Genomic DNA, 15,491 nt, shown 5'->3' with positions numbered 1-15,491 from the left:
GAGCAAGCCCGCTCCCACATTTGGAACGCAATCTCCTGTGAAGCAGGTCGGGGTTCCACTTTGAAATGCATTCCCTGTGGGAGCGGGCTTGCTCGCGAAGGCCGCGACGCCATTTCACTTATTGGCACAAATCTCGCTAAGTATTCCGCACAGGTAACCAACGGCGGTTGCCCCACCCACGACAAAGACGTCGCTCACCCCGCTCGCCCACATCGGCGAACCAGGTAGCGGCGTTTTTGCGTTTTGGCCCCACAGCCCGGGGCCGGTGGTGCGGCCGTGGCGGCGCGCCACCTGCTGTGACTCCTTTCGAGACTCTTTTCAGCTGAGGTGCGCGATGAATTCAAGCTTCTGGAAATCCGGCCACACCCCGACCCTGTTCGCAGCGTTCCTGTATTTCGACCTGAGCTTCATGGTCTGGTACCTGCTCGGCCCGTTGGCGGTGCAGATCGCCGCCGACCTGCACCTGACCACACAACAACGTGGTCTGGTGGTGGCGACACCGATTCTCGCCGGCGCGGTGCTGCGCTTTGTGATGGGCATGCTGGCCGATCGTCTGTCGCCGAAAACCGCTGGCCTGATCGGTCAGGTGATCGTGATCTGCGCGCTGTTCGGCGCATGGAAACTCGGCATCCACAGTTATGAACAGGCGCTGATTCTGGGACTGTTCCTCGGCATGGCCGGTGCTTCGTTTGCTGTGGCCCTGCCGCTGGCCTCGCAATGGTATCCGCCGCAGCATCAGGGCAAGGCCATGGGCATCGCCGGCGCCGGTAACTCCGGCACCGTGTTTGCCGCACTGATTGCCCCGGTGCTGGCTGCGGCGTTCGGCTGGAGCAACGTGTTCGGTTTCGCCCTGATTCCATTGATCCTGACGCTGGTGCTGTTCGCCTGGCTGGCAAAAAACGCCCCGCAGCGGCCCAAGGCCAAAGCCATGGCCGACTACTTCAAGGCCCTTGGCGACCGCGACAGTTGGTGGTTCATGTTTTTCTACAGCGTGACCTTCGGCGGCTTCATCGGCCTGGCCAGCGCCCTGCCCGGCTACTTCAACGACCAATACGGCCTGAGTCCTGTCACGGCGGGTTACTACACCGCTGCCTGCGTGTTCGGTGGCAGCCTGATGCGTCCGCTCGGCGGTGCGTTGGCGGATCGCTTCGGTGGCATCCGCACCTTGTTGGCGATGTACACCGTGGCGGCAATCTGCATCGCCGCTGTCGGTTTCAACCTGCCCAGCTCCTACGCCGCACTGGCGCTGTTCGTCTGCACCATGCTCGGTCTCGGTGCCGGCAACGGCGCGGTGTTCCAGTTGGTGCCGCAACGTTTTCGCCTGGAGATCGGCGTGATGACCGGGCTGATCGGCATGGCCGGCGGCATCGGCGGCTTTGCCCTGGCGGCCGGCATGGGCGCGATCAAGCAAAGCACCGGCAGCTATCAACTGGCGCTGTGGTTGTTCGCCAGCCTCGGCGTGTTGGCGTGGTTCGGTCTGCACGGGGTCAAACGTCGCTGGAGAACCACCTGGGGTTCGGCCGCAGTGACCGCTGCGCGGGTCTGAAGCCTCCATGCCCCTGCAACTGAGCTTTGCCCAGGCCAGCGCCACCGGCCCGCGCGCGGAAAATCAGGACGCAATGCGCCTGGTGACGCCCGCCCCGGCGCTGGCCGCCAGCAAAGGCTATCTGGTCGCCATCGCCGACGGTGTCAGCCAATGCGCCGACGGCGGCCTGGCCGCACGCTCGACCCTGCAAGCACTGGCGCTGGACTACTACGCCACGCCGCAAACCTGGAGCGTGGCCCAGGCGCTGGATCGCCTGCTGCTCGCACAAAATCGCTGGTTACAGGCCAATGGCGGCGGGCAACCGTTGCTGACCACGGTCAGCGCGCTGGTTCTGCGCGGTCGGCGTTTCACCCTGGCCCACGTCGGCGATTGCCGGGTCTATCGCTGGCAGGCCGACGCTTTGCAGCGGATTTCGCAGGATCATGTCTGGGAGCAGCCGGGCATGCAGCACGTGCTCAAACGCGCGCTGGGGCTGGATCAGCATCTGGTGCTGGATTTTCTCGACGGTGAATTACGCGAGGGCGAATGTTTCGTGCTGCTCAGCGATGGCGTGTGGTCGTCTCTGGGCGATACCGCAATCGCGGCGATTCTGCGCGATCAGCCGGATCTCGACAGCGCCGTACGCACGCTGGTCAACGCCGCGCATCTGGCCGGCAGTCAGGATAATGCCAGTGCGCTGCTGGTGCGGGTCGATGCGCTCGGCGAAGCGAACATCGGCGATGCGCTGATTCACTTACAGCAGTGGCCGCTGCCGCCAGCGCTGAAAACCGGGCAGATGTTTGAAGGCTGGCAGGTGCAAGGCGTTGTCGCTCAGAGCCAGCAATCGCTGCTGTATCGAGTGCTGGATGGCCAAGGTCGGGGCTGGTTGTTGAAAACCCTGCCGGCGCGGCTGGCCGATGATCCCCAGGCCGGGCAAGCCTTGCTGTCGGAAGAATGGTTCCTCAAGCGTGTCGCCGGGCGGCATTTTCCTGAAGTCCATGCCGGCACTCAGCGTCAGCATTTGTACTACGTGATGCGCGAATATTCCGGGATGACTCTGGCGCAGCTGTTTCAACACAGCAACCCGTTGCCGTTGGCGCAGTGGCAGGACATTGCCGAGCGCTTGCTGCGGGCGGTAGGCCTGCTGCATCGGCGGCAGATTCTGCACCGCGACATCAAGCCGGAAAACCTGCATCTGGGTGACGATGGCGAGTTACGCCTGCTGGATTTCGGTCTGGCGTACTGCCCCGGTCTGTCCGCTGACGCACCGTCAACGCTGCCGGGAACGCCCAGCTTCATCGCCCCGGAAGCCTTTCGCGGCGAGCCACCGAGTGCGCAACAGGATCTGTACGCGGTGGGCGTGACCCTGTTTTTCCTGCTGACCGGGCATTTCCCCTATGGCGAGGTCGAAGCGTTCCAGCGGCCGCGATTTGGCCTACCGGTGAGTGCCGGTCGCTACCGCCCGGACGTGCCGGAATGGATTGCGCAGAGTCTGGAGCGTGGCGTGGCGGCGGACCCGCAACAGCGCTTTGAAACGGCTGAGGAATGGTTGCTGGTGCTGGAACAAGGTGAGCGGCGCAGTTTGAGTGTGCGACCCAGGCCTTTGCTGGAGCGTGAGCCGTTGACGGTCTGGCGGACGGTAGCATTGCTGGCTTTGCTGGGGAATCTGGTGCTGCTGGTGGTGTTGTTTCATCGCTGATACCGCGTCGCGCCCTTCGCGAGCAAGCCCGCTCCCACAGGGGATTTGTGAACGACTCGGTTCCACTGTGGGAGCGGGCTTGCTCGCGAAGGCGTCCGTCCAATCACTACAAATCATTCTGTTTGAACGCTCCACGAATGGGCAGCCCGCTTCGATAAGGTGCAAAAAACCTTGATAAACGCTGACTAAACGCAATAAACCCGCCACCCCCACACTTGGCACAACCACTGCATTACCCGTTTCACCATACATAAAGCCCAGCCTTCAACGACGAAGGCCGGGCTTCCCGAGAGAACGGGACCAGGACAAAGGCGTCCTCGCTAGGCAACTAGCGGGACGCCTTTTTTTGTTTGCGCAACATTTGTCGAGCACGGCCTGACTGCCCACAAGAGGCCAGCCACCGCTCCCCGGAGAACCTGATGAAAAAACTCAAACTGGTGATGATCGGCAATGGCATGGCCGGGGTTCGCACCCTGGAAGAACTGCTCAAGTTGAGCAACGAGCTGTACGACATCACGGTCTTCGGCGCCGAACCGCACACCAACTACAACCGCATCCTGCTGTCGCCGGTGTTGGCCGGTGAACAGACCTTCGAAGAGATCGTGCTCAACGACCTCGACTGGTACCTGGAAAACCACATCAAGTTGCTGCTCAACCGCAAGGTGGTGCAGATCGACCGAGTCAAACGCCGGGTGATCGCCGAGGACGGCACCGAGGCTGAGTATGATCGCCTGCTGATCGCCACCGGCTCGACGCCGTTCATCCTGCCGATTCCGGGCAATGACTTGCAGGGTGTGATCGGCTACCGCGACATCGCCGACACCCAGGCGATGATCGACACCGCCAAAACCCACAAGCACGCGGTGGTCATCGGCGGCGGCCTGCTCGGCCTCGAAGCCGCCAACGGCCTGATGCTGCGCGGCATGCACGTCACCGTGGTGCACATCGGCGAATGGCTGCTGGAGCGACAGCTGGACAAGACCAGCGGCCAACTGCTGCAAACGGCGCTCGAAGCCCGTGGACTGCACTTTCGCCTGTGCGAGCAGACCCAAGCCCTGCACGACGCAGGCAACGGCCGGGTCGGCTCGGTGCAATTCAAGAACGGCGAGATCATCCCCGCCGATCTGGTGGTGATGGCCGCCGGCATCCGCCCCAATACCGAACTGGCGGAACGCGCCGGCATCCCCTGCAATCGCGGGATTCTGGTCAACGACACCCTGCAAACCTACGATCCGCGCATCTATGCCATCGGCGAGTGCGCCAGCCATCGCGGCATCGCCTATGGCCTGGTGGCGCCGCTGTTTGAACAGGCCAAGGTCTGCGCCAATCACCTCGCACAACTGGGTTTCGCCCGCTATCAGGGCTCGGTGACCTCGACCAAATTGAAAGTCACCGGCATCGACCTGTTTTCCGCCGGTGATTTCATGGGCGGCGAAGGCACCGAAACCATCACCCTCTCCGACCCGATCGGCGGCGTGTACAAAAAACTGGTGATCAAGGATGACGTGCTGGTCGGCGCCTGTCTGTACGGCGATACGGCAGATGGCGGTTGGTATTTCCGACAGATTCGTGAGAATCACGCCATCGGCGAGATCCGCGATCACCTGATGTTTGGTGAAAATTCTATCGGCGACGTAGGACATCAGGGCCAGGACAAAGCCATGAGCATGGCCGACACTGCCGAAGTCTGCGGCTGCAACGGCGTGTGCAAAGGCACCATCGTCAAGGCGATTCAGGAACACGGCCTGTTCAGCGTCGATGACGTGAAGAAGCACACCAAGGCTGCCAGTTCCTGCGGCTCCTGCGCCGGACTGGTCGAGCAGATCCTGATCAACACCGTCGGCGGCGCGGCGGACGTCAAACCGAAAAGCGAAAAAGCCATCTGCGGTTGCAGCGACCTCAACCACGGGCAGATCCGCCAGGCGATCCGCGAACAGCATCTGCTGACCATCGCCGACACCATGAGCTACCTCAACTGGCGCACCCCGAATGGCTGTGCCACCTGCCGGCCGGCGCTGAACTATTACCTGATTTCCACCTGGCCCGGCGAAGCCAGGGACGATCCGCAATCGCGCCTGATCAACGAACGCGCCCACGCCAACATTCAGAAGGACGGCACCTATTCGGTGGTGCCACGGATGTGGGGCGGCGTGACCAACCCTTCGGAACTGCGCCGCATCGCCGACGTGGCCGACAAATACAACGTACCGATGGTCAAGGTCACCGGCGGTCAGCGCATCGACCTGCTGGGGATCAAGAAGCAGGACTTGCCGGGCGTCTGGAAAGACCTCGACATGCCGTCCGGCCACGCCTACGGCAAATCCATCCGCACCGTGAAAACCTGCGTCGGCAGCGAGTTCTGCCGCTTTGGCACGCAGAACTCGACGCAGTTGGGTATCGAGCTTGAGCACGACCTGTTCAACATGTGGTCGCCGCACAAGGTGAAACTCGCTGTCTCCGGATGCCCACGCAACTGCTCGGAAGCGGGGATCAAGGACGTAGGAATCATCGGTGTCGACTCCGGCTGGGAGATGTACATCGGCGGCAACGGCGGGATCAAGACCGAAGTCGCCGAGTTCTTCGTCAAGCTGAAAACCGCCGAGGAAGTTCGTGAATACAACGGCGCGTTCCTGCAGCTGTATCGCGAAGAAGCCTTTTACCTCGAACGCACCGTGCACTACCTGCAACGGGTCGGCATGGAGCACATCAAGCAGGCCGTGCTTGAAGATCCGGAGCGGCGCAAGGCCCTGAACGAGCGTCTGCAGTTCTCCCTGTCGTTCGAACAGGACCCGTGGAAAGAGCGTCTGGCGCAGCCGCAACTGAAGAAAGAATTCGAGGTGATCCCCGTGAAAAACCTGGAGGTGCCGGCATGAATTGGCTCGATATCTGTGCCCTGGAAGAGATCAATGCCCTCGGTTCGCGGATCATTGCCGGGCCGAAAGGTGACATCGCAATTTTCCGTACAAGCGACGACGAAGTTTTCGCCCTCGACGACCGCTGCCCGCACAAGGGCGGGCCGTTGTCACAGGGTTTGATCTACGGCAAACGTGTGGCGTGCCCGCTGCACAACTGGCAGATCGACCTGCAAACCGGCGAGGCTCAGGCACCGGACATCGGCTGCGCGCACCATCATCCGGCCCGGGTCGAAAACGGCCGCGTGCAGTTGGCACTGCGGGATGCGGTCTGATGAACCGCCAGACGACCGCCTCGACCTGCTGCTACTGCGGCGTCGGCTGCGGCGTGCTGATCGAGCATGACGGCGAGCGCATTCTCGGCGTCAGCGGCGATCCGGCGCATCCGGCCAACTTCGGCAAATTGTGCAGCAAAGGCTCGACCCTGCACCTGACCGGCGATCTGGCCGCCCGAGCGCTGTACCCGGAGCTGCGTCTGGGCAAAGGCCTGGCGCGCAGTCGCTGCGACTGGAATACGGCGCTGGATCACGCGACCCAGGTCTTTGCCGAGACCATCGCCGAACACGGCCCGGACAGCGTGGCGTTTTACATTTCCGGACAGTTGCTGACCGAGGACTATTACGCCTTCAACAAATTGGCGCGAGCGCTGGTCGGGACCAACAACATCGACAGCAATTCCCGACTGTGCATGTCGTCAGCGGTGGTCGGTTACAAGCGCAGCCTCGGCGCCGATGCACCGCCGTGCAGCTATGAAGATCTGGAGCTCAGCGATTGCGTGATGATCGCCGGCAGTAACATGGCCTACGCCCACCCGGTTCTTTTCCGACGCCTTGAAGAGGCAAAATCGCGCCGACCGCAGATGAAGGTCATCGTCATCGATCCCCGACGCACCGACACCTGTGAGTTGGCGGACCTGCATCTGGCGATTTTGCCCGGCACCGATGTCGCTCTGTTCCATGGGATTTTGCATCTGCTGCTGTGGGAAGACTGGATCGACCGCGACTTCATCAAGGCGCACACCGACGGTTTGCCTGAACTGAAAAATCGGGTGCGCGATTACACCCCGCAAATGGTCGCGCAACTGTGCGGGATCAGTGTCGAGCAATTGCAGCAGTGCGCGGAATGGGTGGGCACGGCGCCAAGTTTCCTGTCGCTTTGGTGCATGGGCCTGAATCAGTCCACCGCTGGCAGCGCGAAAAACAGCGCGCTGATCAATCTGCACCTGGCCACCGGGCAGATCGGCCGGCCAGGCGCAGGACCTTTCTCGCTGACCGGTCAGCCGAATGCCATGGGCGGGCGGGAAACCGGCAGCCTGTCCAATTTGCTGCCCGGTCACCGGGAGGCAGCCAACCCCGAACACCGCGCCGAAGTGGCAGCCTATTGGGGCGTCGATCAACTGCCTGAAAACATTGGACTGAGCGCCATCGAGCTGTTCGAGCGGATGCGCAGCGGCCAGATCAAGGCGCTGTGGATTGCCTGCACCAACCCCGCACAGTCCATGCCGGATCAACACGCGGTTCGCGAGGCGCTGCAGGCCTGCCCGTTCGTGGTGTTGCAAGAAGCCTTCCGCACCACCGAAACCGCCGCCTTCGCCGACCTGTTGTTACCCGCTGCCAGTTGGGGCGAAAAGGAAGGCTCGGTGACCAACTCCGAACGGCGCATTTCCCACGTGCGCCAGGCCATTCTCCCACCCGGTGAAGCGCGGCCCGACTGGGCGATCACCGTGGATTTCGCACAACGGCTGGAGCAACGTCTGCGTCCGCAACAACCAAACCTGTTTGCTTTCGAGCATCCGGCGCAGTTGTTCGACGAATACAAACAACTGACCCGTGGACGCGATCTGGACCTGTCGGGCATCAGCCATCAATTGATCGATGAACTGGGACCGCAGCAGTGGCCCTTCCCCACCGGCGCCCGACAAGGCACCGCGCGTTTGTATGGCGACGGGATTTTTCCCACGGCCAACGGTCGTGCGCAGTTTGTTGCCGATCCTTATCGCGCGGCCAAAGAACAACGCGATGCACGGTTTCCGTTGACCCTGATCACCGGCCGTCTGCGCGATCAATGGCACGGCATGAGCCGCACCGGCACCGCAGCGCAATTGTTCGGGCATGTCAGCGAAGCGCTGTTGAGCCTGCATCCGGACGAAATGCGCCGTCATCGTTTGCAGCCGGGAGATCTGGTCAATCTGAAGAGTCGGCGCGGTGCGGTGATTGTGGCCGTCGGCAGCGATGACGGCATACGTCCGGGCCAGGCCTTTTTGCCGATGCACTGGGGCGAGCGCTTTCTCAAGGGCGGAGTAAACAGCCTGACTCTGGCGGCCTTCGACCCACTGTCAAAGCAGCCCGAACTCAAGCACAGCGGCGTGCGTCTGGAACCGGTGAATCTGCCATGGCACTTGTTTGCACTCATCGAGGGCGATGTTCAACGGCATTTCGAGACACTACGACCCTTGTGTGAGGCGTTTTCCTACGTCAGCCTCAGCCTTGCCGGACGTGAACGGCCCGCGCTGCTGATACGCGCTGCCAGCGCCACGGCGCCGGAGCCGCAACTGCTGCGCGATATCGATCAGTGTCTGGCGCTGCTCGACGGGCCGGTACTGGCCTACGACGACGCGCGTCGCGCCATCGGCAAACGGGTACGCATCGAAAACGGCCGCATCACCGCGATCCGCCTGGCCGGCGAAACCCTGGCCCAGCATTGGCTGCAGGGGCTATGGCTGGAGGGCCGCGCCGATGAACAACTGCGACGCTGGCTGCTGGCGCCGATGAGTGCGCCGCCGGGCAGTGCCGGTTTGCAGGCCAATCCGGGAAAAACCCTATGCAACTGCCAAAACGTCAGCCACCGCGCGGTGTGTGCCGGGATTCGCCAGGGTCTCGATCTGCAGGGCCTCAAACAACAACTGGGATGCGGCACGCAATGCGGTTCGTGCGTCCCGGAAATCAAACGATTGCTGGCGGCCGATCTGCAGCCGGTATCCAGCTGATAAGGAAAACACCATGAATGCAAAAGTCTGGCTGGTGGGTGCAGGTCCCGGTGATCCCGAACTGTTGACGCTCAAAGCGGTGCGCGCATTGCGTGAAGCGCAGGTGGTGTTGATTGACGATCTGGTCAATGCCGCGGTGCTGGAGCATTGCCCCACCGCGCGAATCATTGCCGTGGGCAAACGCGGCGGCTGTCGCTCGACACCGCAGGCGTTCATCCATCGGCTGATGTTGCGTTATGCGCGCCAAGGCAACTGCGTGGTGCGGCTCAAGGGCGGTGACCCGTGCATTTTCGGTCGTGGCGGCGAAGAGGCGCAGTGGTTACGCGAACGTGGGATTGAGGTCGAGTTGGTCAACGGTATTACCGCCGGACTCGCCGGCGCGACGCAATGCGATATTCCGCTGACGTTGCGCGGTGTGGCGCGCGGGGTGACGCTGGTGACCGCGCACACCCAGGACGACAGTCAATTGAACTGGCAGGCGTTGGCGCGAGGTGGGACGACACTGGTGATTTACATGGGGGTGGCCAAGCTTGGCGAGATTCGCGATCAGCTATTGGCCGGCGGGATGGCGGCAGATACGCCGGTGGCGATGATCGAGAATGCCTCTCTGCCAGAACAGCGTGAGTGCCGCACTGATCTGATGAGCATGAGTGACGATGCCTGCCGGTTTGAGCTCAAGAGCCCGGCCATACTCGTCATCGGCGCAGTGGCTGCCATTGCAGAGCAAAGGATCGCAGTCTCCGGCAGCTCCCCCATGGGAACTGTGTACGCCCTGTAAAGCCAAATCGCAGGCAAAGAAAAGCCCGGCCTGAGCCGGGCTTTTCTCGTAGCGGCAGCTAATTACTTAGCTTGAGCTTCAACCTGCGCTTCTACGCGACGGTTAACAGCACGGCCAGCTTCAGTTTTGTTGTCAGCAACTGGGCGGGATTCGCCGTAGCCGATCGACTGAACGCGGGACGACTCAACACCGTACTGCTGGGTCAGAACCTGCTTAACGGCGTTTGCACGACGCTCGGACAGTTTCTGGTTGTAAGCGTCAGGACCGACGGAGTCAGTGTGACCTTCAACAGTGGTGTGAGTTGCTGGGTACTGCTTCATGAAGTCAGCCAGGTTCTTGATGTCAGCGTAGCTGTTTGGCTTGACGACCGACTTGTCGAAGTCGAACTTCACGTCCAGCTCTACACGAACAACTTCAGCAACTGCTGGGCAGCCATCAGCGTCAACAGTTACGTTGGCTGGGGTGTCCGGGCACTTGTCAACGTTGTCGCAAACGCCATCGTTGTCGCTGTCGGAGCAGACTTCAGCCGGAGCTGGAACTGGAGCAGCAGCTGGCTTGCCGCCGCCACCGAAGTTCACACCCAGACCAACCGATGGAGCGTAGTCCCAACGGCCGTTGTCCAGTTTGTAGTCAGCTTCTACGCCAGCACGGGCGAAGAAGTTTTCAGCGAAGTAGTACTTAACGCCAGCGCCAGCAGTCAGGAAAGTCGACTGGTCGCGACCGGTGTGGCCGTCAGCAGCTACGTTGGTCAGGTTGCCGTGCTTAACACCACCTTCAACGTAAGGACGCAGAGCGTCGCCAGCGTTGTTGAAGTGGTACTGAGCGGTCAGACCGAAGTTGTCACCGCGCAGTTTCTGGCTACCGGTACCGTCGTTCGAACGGGTGTGGTTGTTACGATCCCAGCCGAAGTTGATCGAGACGTCGTCGGTCAGGAAGTAACCGATTTTGGCGCCTGGGTTGAAGCCGTCTTCGACATGATCAATGCTGTCGTTGTACTGCTTCTTGTAGTTGATCTCGCCTTCAACTGCGCCTTGGCCTTGTGCCAGTGCGCCGAACGAAGTAGCGGCAATAAGAGAACCAATGGCCAAGCCCAAGGTGTTTTTCAGTTTCATCCGTTAAATCCCCATCTGGTGATTGTGAAGCAGTCCCGCAAACCGGGGGACAACTCGGCGGCAAGTCTATCAGAACTTGCCTACACGTAAGAGATATTTGCGCTGAACTAAGTTTCAGCAATGCCTGCAAATTTCTCACGCAATTTGTCTAGAGCACGTTTGTACCGCATTTTTGTCGCACTCAAACCCATGTGCATGATGTCTGCGATCTCCTGAAACTCCAGCTCTGCGACAAATCGTAGCACCAGAATTTCACGGTCAATCGGGTTCACATACACCAGCCAGCGATCGAGTCCGCCCTTCTCCTCGGGTTTCGGCGCCTTTTCTTCCGACGCTTCTTCCAGCGGGTCCAGACTCAAGGCGTCCATCAAGCGACGCTTTCGCCGTTCCTTCCGATACTGCGTGATGCATTCGTTATACGTGATGCTGTAGAGCCAGGTTTTGAACTTCGATTTCCCCTCGAAGTTCTTCAGGCCGTACAACACCTTAAGCATCACTTCCTGACAGACATCGTCTGCGTCGCGATCGTTCCCAAGATATCTCGCACAAACGTTAAATAATGTTCGCTGGTAACGCCGCATCAGCTCTTCATAGGCGCGCGTCACGTGAAACAGCTCGGTATGCGAGCGCGCGACCAACTCCTCATCAGAGAGCTCACGGGGGTCATAGCGCGTGGATAGCGTTTGGGCTTTATTCAAAACAAGTCGTGCCGACAGTCAGGTCAATGTCCGCCGCACCCCTCTCAGGGCATTTTGCGGCGGCATACATTAGCAGGGTTTGCCGGGTTAGCGGCTACTCACATGCTGTTCCAGCAGGATCCGATTGGAGAGTGAGACTAGCTCACCCTCATCGGTCAGCAATGTGGTTTTAACCGTGCCGATCTCTTCGATCTGGCCTTCGACCTCGCCAACACGCACTTGTTGCCCAACCTGATACAACTCACGCACATAGATTCCCGCAAGAATCTGACCGGCAATTTCCCGGCTTCCCAAACCCATGGCCAGCGCAACGGCCAGACCAACGGTAATCAATACGATGACAATCACATGGTTCAGCAGGTCAGTCTTGACCTCGAGCTGGCTGATCGCGACCGAGATACTGATGATGATCACCAGCCCCTGGGCGATTCGGCCCAAACCCGAAGCGTAGTCCAGCCCTACGCCTTCTGCCGCTCCGCGCACCAGGCCGTTGGCCAATTGCGCGAGCAAAACACCCACCAGCAACACCAGCGCGGCGCCGAAAACCTTCGGCAAATACAACGCCAGCATGTCCAGCGTAGCTGAAACTCGCTCAAGTCCAAGGGACTCTGCTGCAGAAACCAGGAAAATCAGCAGAACGAACCAGTAAACAATCTTGCCGATCAAGGTTGAGATCGGCACTTGCAGGCCGGCCCGCGACATCAACTTGGTCAGACCGGTGCCGCCCATCAGGCGATCAAGGCCCAGTTTGGCGAGCAATTTGGACAGCAAGGTATCGAGCAGCTTGGCCACCACGAAACCCAACAGCAGCACCACCAGTGCGCCGAACAGGTTCGGGATGAAGTTGGCGACTTTGGTCCACAACGCAGTCATTGCAGTGACGAGGCTCTGAGTCCAGAGATCAAGTTCCATATTCAATCAGCCTTATCAGCAGTGCGTGCAGTAGTTTTACGAAGACGGGAAACCGGCGAGACGTGGGCCGATCCGTTATTCAGGGCGATCATCAGCGCGGGCAGCCAGCGGCCCAGCAGGCTGAACAGATCACCGGCGCCCACCTGGCGGTTGGCGGTTTTGAGTACGCGACCCAGGCATGCGTCGTCGTCACGGCTGGACGGCGAGGCGTTGAGCATGTCGCGCAAAGACTGTTCAAACGGATCGTGCATACGCACCTCTCGTGATGTCTGTGAAAGACGCGGGCAAATTTGGTCGGGTCACATGTTGCATATTCACACCCAGCGCAAACGGCGGAATAACCACCATTGACCGAAGGCCATCGCCAGCACCGTCAGACAGGCAATCAGGAAACCATAAGGGCTGCTCGAGAACGGAATGCCGCCCACATTGATGCCCAGCAGGCCGGTGAGAAAACTCATCGGCAAAAAGATGCAGGTGATGATGCCGAAGCGGTACATCGTGCGATTCATGCGCACGTTCAAACGCCGGTCTTCGGCCTCCAGCACAAGCCCCATGCGCTCTCGGGTCAATTCCAGCTCTTCGAGATAGCGCGTCAGGCTGTTGTTCAATTCGTTCCAGTAGTCAGCGTCATCGTCGACAAACCACGGCAGTTTTATCCGGGTCAGTTGTCCGAAAATATCCCGCTGCGGTGCCAGAAAACGCTTCAGTCCGGCCGCCCGGCGGCGGATGTGCAAAATAGAGCCATGCTCGGGGGTATACCGTTCGTCGGCATCCAGTTTTTCTTCCTCTTCATCGACCAGTTCCGACAGGCAGGTGACCAGATCCTGCACCTTGTTGGTGAGGAATTGCGCCAGATACAGGATCAGTTCAGATGAGGTTTTCGGGCCTTTGCCTTCGCTTAGCAGCGCCAGCAGCTCATCGGTGGCACGCAGCGGACGCAAACGCAGCGAGATGACCCGTTGCGCCGACGCGAAAATCCGCACCGAGACCATGTCTTCCGGCTCGGCGCCGGGGTTGAGGTTGACCCCGCGCAGAAACAGCAGAAATTCGGCATCCGGCAACGGCAACAGGCGTGGCCGGGTGTTCTCTTCCAGCAGCAGGTCGCAGGCAAATTCATTCAGGCCGCTGGATTTGCGCAGCCAGGTCTGGGTTTGCGGATGGCTGCGATCCCAATGCAGCCACAGGCTCTCATGGGCCTGCAGTTGCAGATCGTCGAGCTCAGTCCGGGCAATCGAACGCGCACCGCCTTTACCGTCCAGCACAAGGGCATGCACCAGCCCCCACTGCGCGTTTTCTTCCTCGAACATCCGCATCCCTTTGTCGAAAAACTTATTCAGGCATCTGCAGCGGACTTGGCGAAACGATCACGCCGTTGTTGTCCGCATAGATGTAGTGGCCCGGGTGGAACGTCACGCCGGCGAAAGTCACCAGTACGTTGAGATCGCCGATACCGCGCTTTTCGGTTTTCATCGGATGGCTGGCCAACGCCTGAACGCCGAGATCGGTCTGGGCAATAACGTCGACGTCACGGATACAACCGTAGATGACCATCCCTTCCCAGCCGTTTTTCGCGGCTTTCTCGGCGATCATGTCGCCCAGCAGCGCGCGACGCAGCGAACCGCCGCCATCGACCACCAGCACCTTGCCGTTACCCTTGAGTTCGGCTTGCTCTTTGACCAGCGAGTTGTCTTCGAAACATTTGATGGTCACGATTTCGCCGCCGAAGGAATCACGGCCGCCGAAATTGCTGAACATCGGTTCCAGCACCTGCACCAGCTCCGGATAGGCGTCGCACAGGTCAGGCGTGAGGTAATGGTTCATCGAAAAACTCCTGTAAAAAGGAAGACGATCAAGGATGTCGCACTCTTTTGAAACGAGTCCCGGCGGTCGCTGTTTACCTTAGTTCATGCAATGGTCGCTGAACGAACCTGAACAAACGCTGAAACGTAATAGCTAAACAGCCACCAAATATGACCAGAACCGCACAATGCGTCATATCTTAGCCGCAAGCCGACCTGAACGAAATGCCCTTTTCAGAGCCCCGGACTCAGACCGCAGCGGCAAGATCCGGCTTGTCGCCGAGCAACGGCGTCTGCTGATCGTTCAACCAGCGTGCCACCAGCGGCCAGACCTCGGCCTGCGCCGCCTTGCTCACCAACATCTCGACATGCCCGAAGTTGTCGCTGAAACCCTGCTCGCGCCCCAGATTGACGAACTGTTTGTGCTCGGAGCCGATCTGCTCGAACAGTTTGCGACAGGCCCATGCCGGATCCTGATGATCGCCCGCCGCGGTCACTGCCAGCACCGGCACCTGAACCTCGGCCAGGCCGGCCCACCAGTCCTTGTCCTTGTCGCCAAAACGCCCGAACAAGCCGTACCAGCGCATGCTTTCCAGCGCCAGCCCGATCGGCTCGTCTTCCGGGCCGCGCTTGAGGCGTGAGCCGGACAACTGCGCGAAACGCTTGAGAATGAAGCGCCCGCTCCACTCCACCGGTGGAATCTTCAGCGGCCAGTACGTGCGGCTGACCTGCGTGCCGAAAAACGCCGCCGAGGCCACGGCCGGCTCGCCGAGGTATTCGCCACCCAGCGCCGCCGCCAGCGTGATGCCGCCCAGCGAATGGCCGATCCAGTGCGGCACCTGCCCGCTCTGCTCGCGGACGAACGCGGCAATCGCCGGCAGATCGTAACGGGCGTAGTCGGCCACGCGGTTGCGCCGGTAGTCCTCGTTGCGCTGCGACAGGCCGTGACCGCGCATCTCCGGGATCCACACGTCGAAGCCCAGACGGGTCAGGTACGCACCCAACCCGAGGCCCTTGGGGGATAACCAGAAGCGCCGAGTGGAAAAACTGCCGTGCAACAAAATCAA

13 protein-coding genes are annotated in these 15,491 nt (G+C 60.5%); 6 read left to right on the top strand and 7 right to left on the bottom strand.

Annotated elements, in window-relative coordinates; all coding sequences use genetic code 11:
- The first annotated feature begins 334 nt into the window (after positions 1-334).
- The 6 genes from QMX91_RS20805 to cobA all read left to right on the top strand — a co-directional run bounded on the left by QMX91_RS20805 (position 335) and on the right by cobA (position 9,900).
- The gene (locus QMX91_RS20805) at positions 335-1,546 is read left to right on the top strand and encodes a nitrate/nitrite transporter (RefSeq protein ID WP_027613284.1); all 1,212 of its coding nucleotides are present in this window, start codon (positions 335-337) and stop codon (positions 1,544-1,546) included.
- 7 nt (positions 1,547-1,553) lie between these two features.
- Positions 1,554-3,224 (top strand): bifunctional protein-serine/threonine kinase/phosphatase, encoded by a 1,671-nt coding sequence (locus QMX91_RS20800; RefSeq protein WP_282413277.1) that lies wholly within the window; start codon positions 1,554-1,556, stop codon positions 3,222-3,224.
- Between the two features lie 419 nt (positions 3,225-3,643).
- Complete coding sequence (gene nirB, locus QMX91_RS20795) at positions 3,644-6,097, top strand: nitrite reductase large subunit NirB (protein WP_103369346.1); 2,454 nt, start codon at positions 3,644-3,646, stop codon at positions 6,095-6,097.
- A complete protein-coding gene (gene nirD, locus QMX91_RS20790) occupies positions 6,094-6,411 on the top strand; it encodes a nitrite reductase small subunit NirD (RefSeq protein WP_027613287.1) in 318 nt (105 codons plus the stop codon). The genes nirB and nirD overlap by 4 nt, the downstream gene beginning before the upstream one ends.
- Positions 6,411-9,122: a nitrate reductase gene (locus QMX91_RS20785; protein WP_282413276.1), complete on the top strand. Its 2,712-nt coding sequence runs from the start codon at positions 6,411-6,413 to the stop codon at positions 9,120-9,122. The genes nirD and QMX91_RS20785 overlap by 1 nt, the downstream gene beginning before the upstream one ends.
- Before the next feature lie 13 nt (positions 9,123-9,135).
- The gene (gene cobA / locus QMX91_RS20780; RefSeq protein ID WP_096797092.1) at positions 9,136-9,900 is read left to right on the top strand and encodes a uroporphyrinogen-III C-methyltransferase; all 765 of its coding nucleotides are present in this window, start codon (positions 9,136-9,138) and stop codon (positions 9,898-9,900) included.
- 62 nt (positions 9,901-9,962) lie between these two features.
- On the opposite strand, the gene QMX91_RS20775 is transcribed toward cobA, so the two are convergent.
- The 7 genes from QMX91_RS20775 to QMX91_RS20745 form a co-directional block, all read right to left on the bottom strand.
- Positions 9,963-11,012, bottom strand: coding sequence for an OmpA family protein (locus tag QMX91_RS20775; RefSeq protein ID WP_027613290.1), 1,050 nt, complete (start codon positions 11,010-11,012; stop codon positions 9,963-9,965).
- 107 nt (positions 11,013-11,119) lie between these two features.
- Positions 11,120-11,710, bottom strand: coding sequence for an RNA polymerase sigma factor SigX (gene sigX, locus QMX91_RS20770; RefSeq protein ID WP_011333251.1), 591 nt, complete (start codon positions 11,708-11,710; stop codon positions 11,120-11,122).
- A gap of 87 nt (positions 11,711-11,797) precedes the next feature.
- Positions 11,798-12,622 (bottom strand): mechanosensitive ion channel domain-containing protein, encoded by an 825-nt coding sequence (locus QMX91_RS20765; RefSeq protein WP_007916401.1) that lies wholly within the window; start codon positions 12,620-12,622, stop codon positions 11,798-11,800.
- Positions 12,623-12,624: 2 nt separating this feature from the next.
- Positions 12,625-12,873: a hypothetical protein gene (locus tag QMX91_RS20760; protein WP_003223293.1), complete on the bottom strand. Its 249-nt coding sequence runs from the start codon at positions 12,871-12,873 to the stop codon at positions 12,625-12,627.
- 63 nt (positions 12,874-12,936) lie between these two features.
- Positions 12,937-13,932 carry a zinc transporter ZntB gene (locus tag QMX91_RS20755; protein ID WP_282413275.1) on the bottom strand — a complete coding sequence of 332 codons (996 nt, stop codon included), beginning with the start codon at positions 13,930-13,932 and terminating at the stop codon, positions 12,937-12,939.
- A 22-nt stretch (positions 13,933-13,954) separates the two neighbouring features.
- A complete protein-coding gene (gene rraA / locus QMX91_RS20750; protein WP_135295302.1) occupies positions 13,955-14,446 on the bottom strand; it encodes a ribonuclease E activity regulator RraA in 492 nt (163 codons plus the stop codon).
- Positions 14,447-14,672: 226 nt separating this feature from the next.
- Positions 14,673-15,491 (bottom strand): alpha/beta fold hydrolase (locus QMX91_RS20745; RefSeq protein WP_282413274.1); only part of this gene is annotated, 819 nt, incomplete at its 5' end.

Source organism: Pseudomonas sp. PS01299 (genome assembly GCF_029960145.1).
GTDB classification, from domain to species: domain Bacteria; phylum Pseudomonadota; class Gammaproteobacteria; order Pseudomonadales; family Pseudomonadaceae; genus Aquipseudomonas; species Aquipseudomonas putida_A.
This window is presented reverse-complemented; position numbering and strand designations above follow the sequence as displayed.

What these genes read in the sequence shown, in the direction of transcription:
- QMX91_RS20805 (WP_027613284.1), top strand. Translation starts at nt 335, where the DNA reads ATGAATTCAAGCTTCTGGAAATCCGGCCACACCCCGACCCTGTTCGCA.
- QMX91_RS20800 (WP_282413277.1), top strand. Translation starts at nt 1,554, where the DNA reads ATGCCCCTGCAACTGAGCTTTGCCCAGGCCAGCGCCACCGGCCCGCGC.
- nirB (WP_103369346.1), top strand. Translation starts at nt 3,644, where the DNA reads ATGAAAAAACTCAAACTGGTGATGATCGGCAATGGCATGGCCGGGGTT.
- nirD (WP_027613287.1), top strand. Translation starts at nt 6,094, where the DNA reads ATGAATTGGCTCGATATCTGTGCCCTGGAAGAGATCAATGCCCTCGGT.
- QMX91_RS20785 (WP_282413276.1), top strand. Translation starts at nt 6,411, where the DNA reads ATGAACCGCCAGACGACCGCCTCGACCTGCTGCTACTGCGGCGTCGGC.
- cobA (WP_096797092.1), top strand. Translation starts at nt 9,136, where the DNA reads ATGAATGCAAAAGTCTGGCTGGTGGGTGCAGGTCCCGGTGATCCCGAA.
- QMX91_RS20775 (WP_027613290.1), bottom strand. Translation starts at nt 11,012, where the DNA reads ATGAAACTGAAAAACACCTTGGGCTTGGCCATTGGTTCTCTTATTGCC.
- QMX91_RS20765 (WP_007916401.1), bottom strand. Translation starts at nt 12,622, where the DNA reads ATGGAACTTGATCTCTGGACTCAGAGCCTCGTCACTGCAATGACTGCG.
- QMX91_RS20760 (WP_003223293.1), bottom strand. Translation starts at nt 12,873, where the DNA reads ATGCACGATCCGTTTGAACAGTCTTTGCGCGACATGCTCAACGCCTCG.
- QMX91_RS20755 (WP_282413275.1), bottom strand. Translation starts at nt 13,932, where the DNA reads ATGTTCGAGGAAGAAAACGCGCAGTGGGGGCTGGTGCATGCCCTTGTG.
- rraA (WP_135295302.1), bottom strand. Translation starts at nt 14,446, where the DNA reads ATGAACCATTACCTCACGCCTGACCTGTGCGACGCCTATCCGGAGCTG.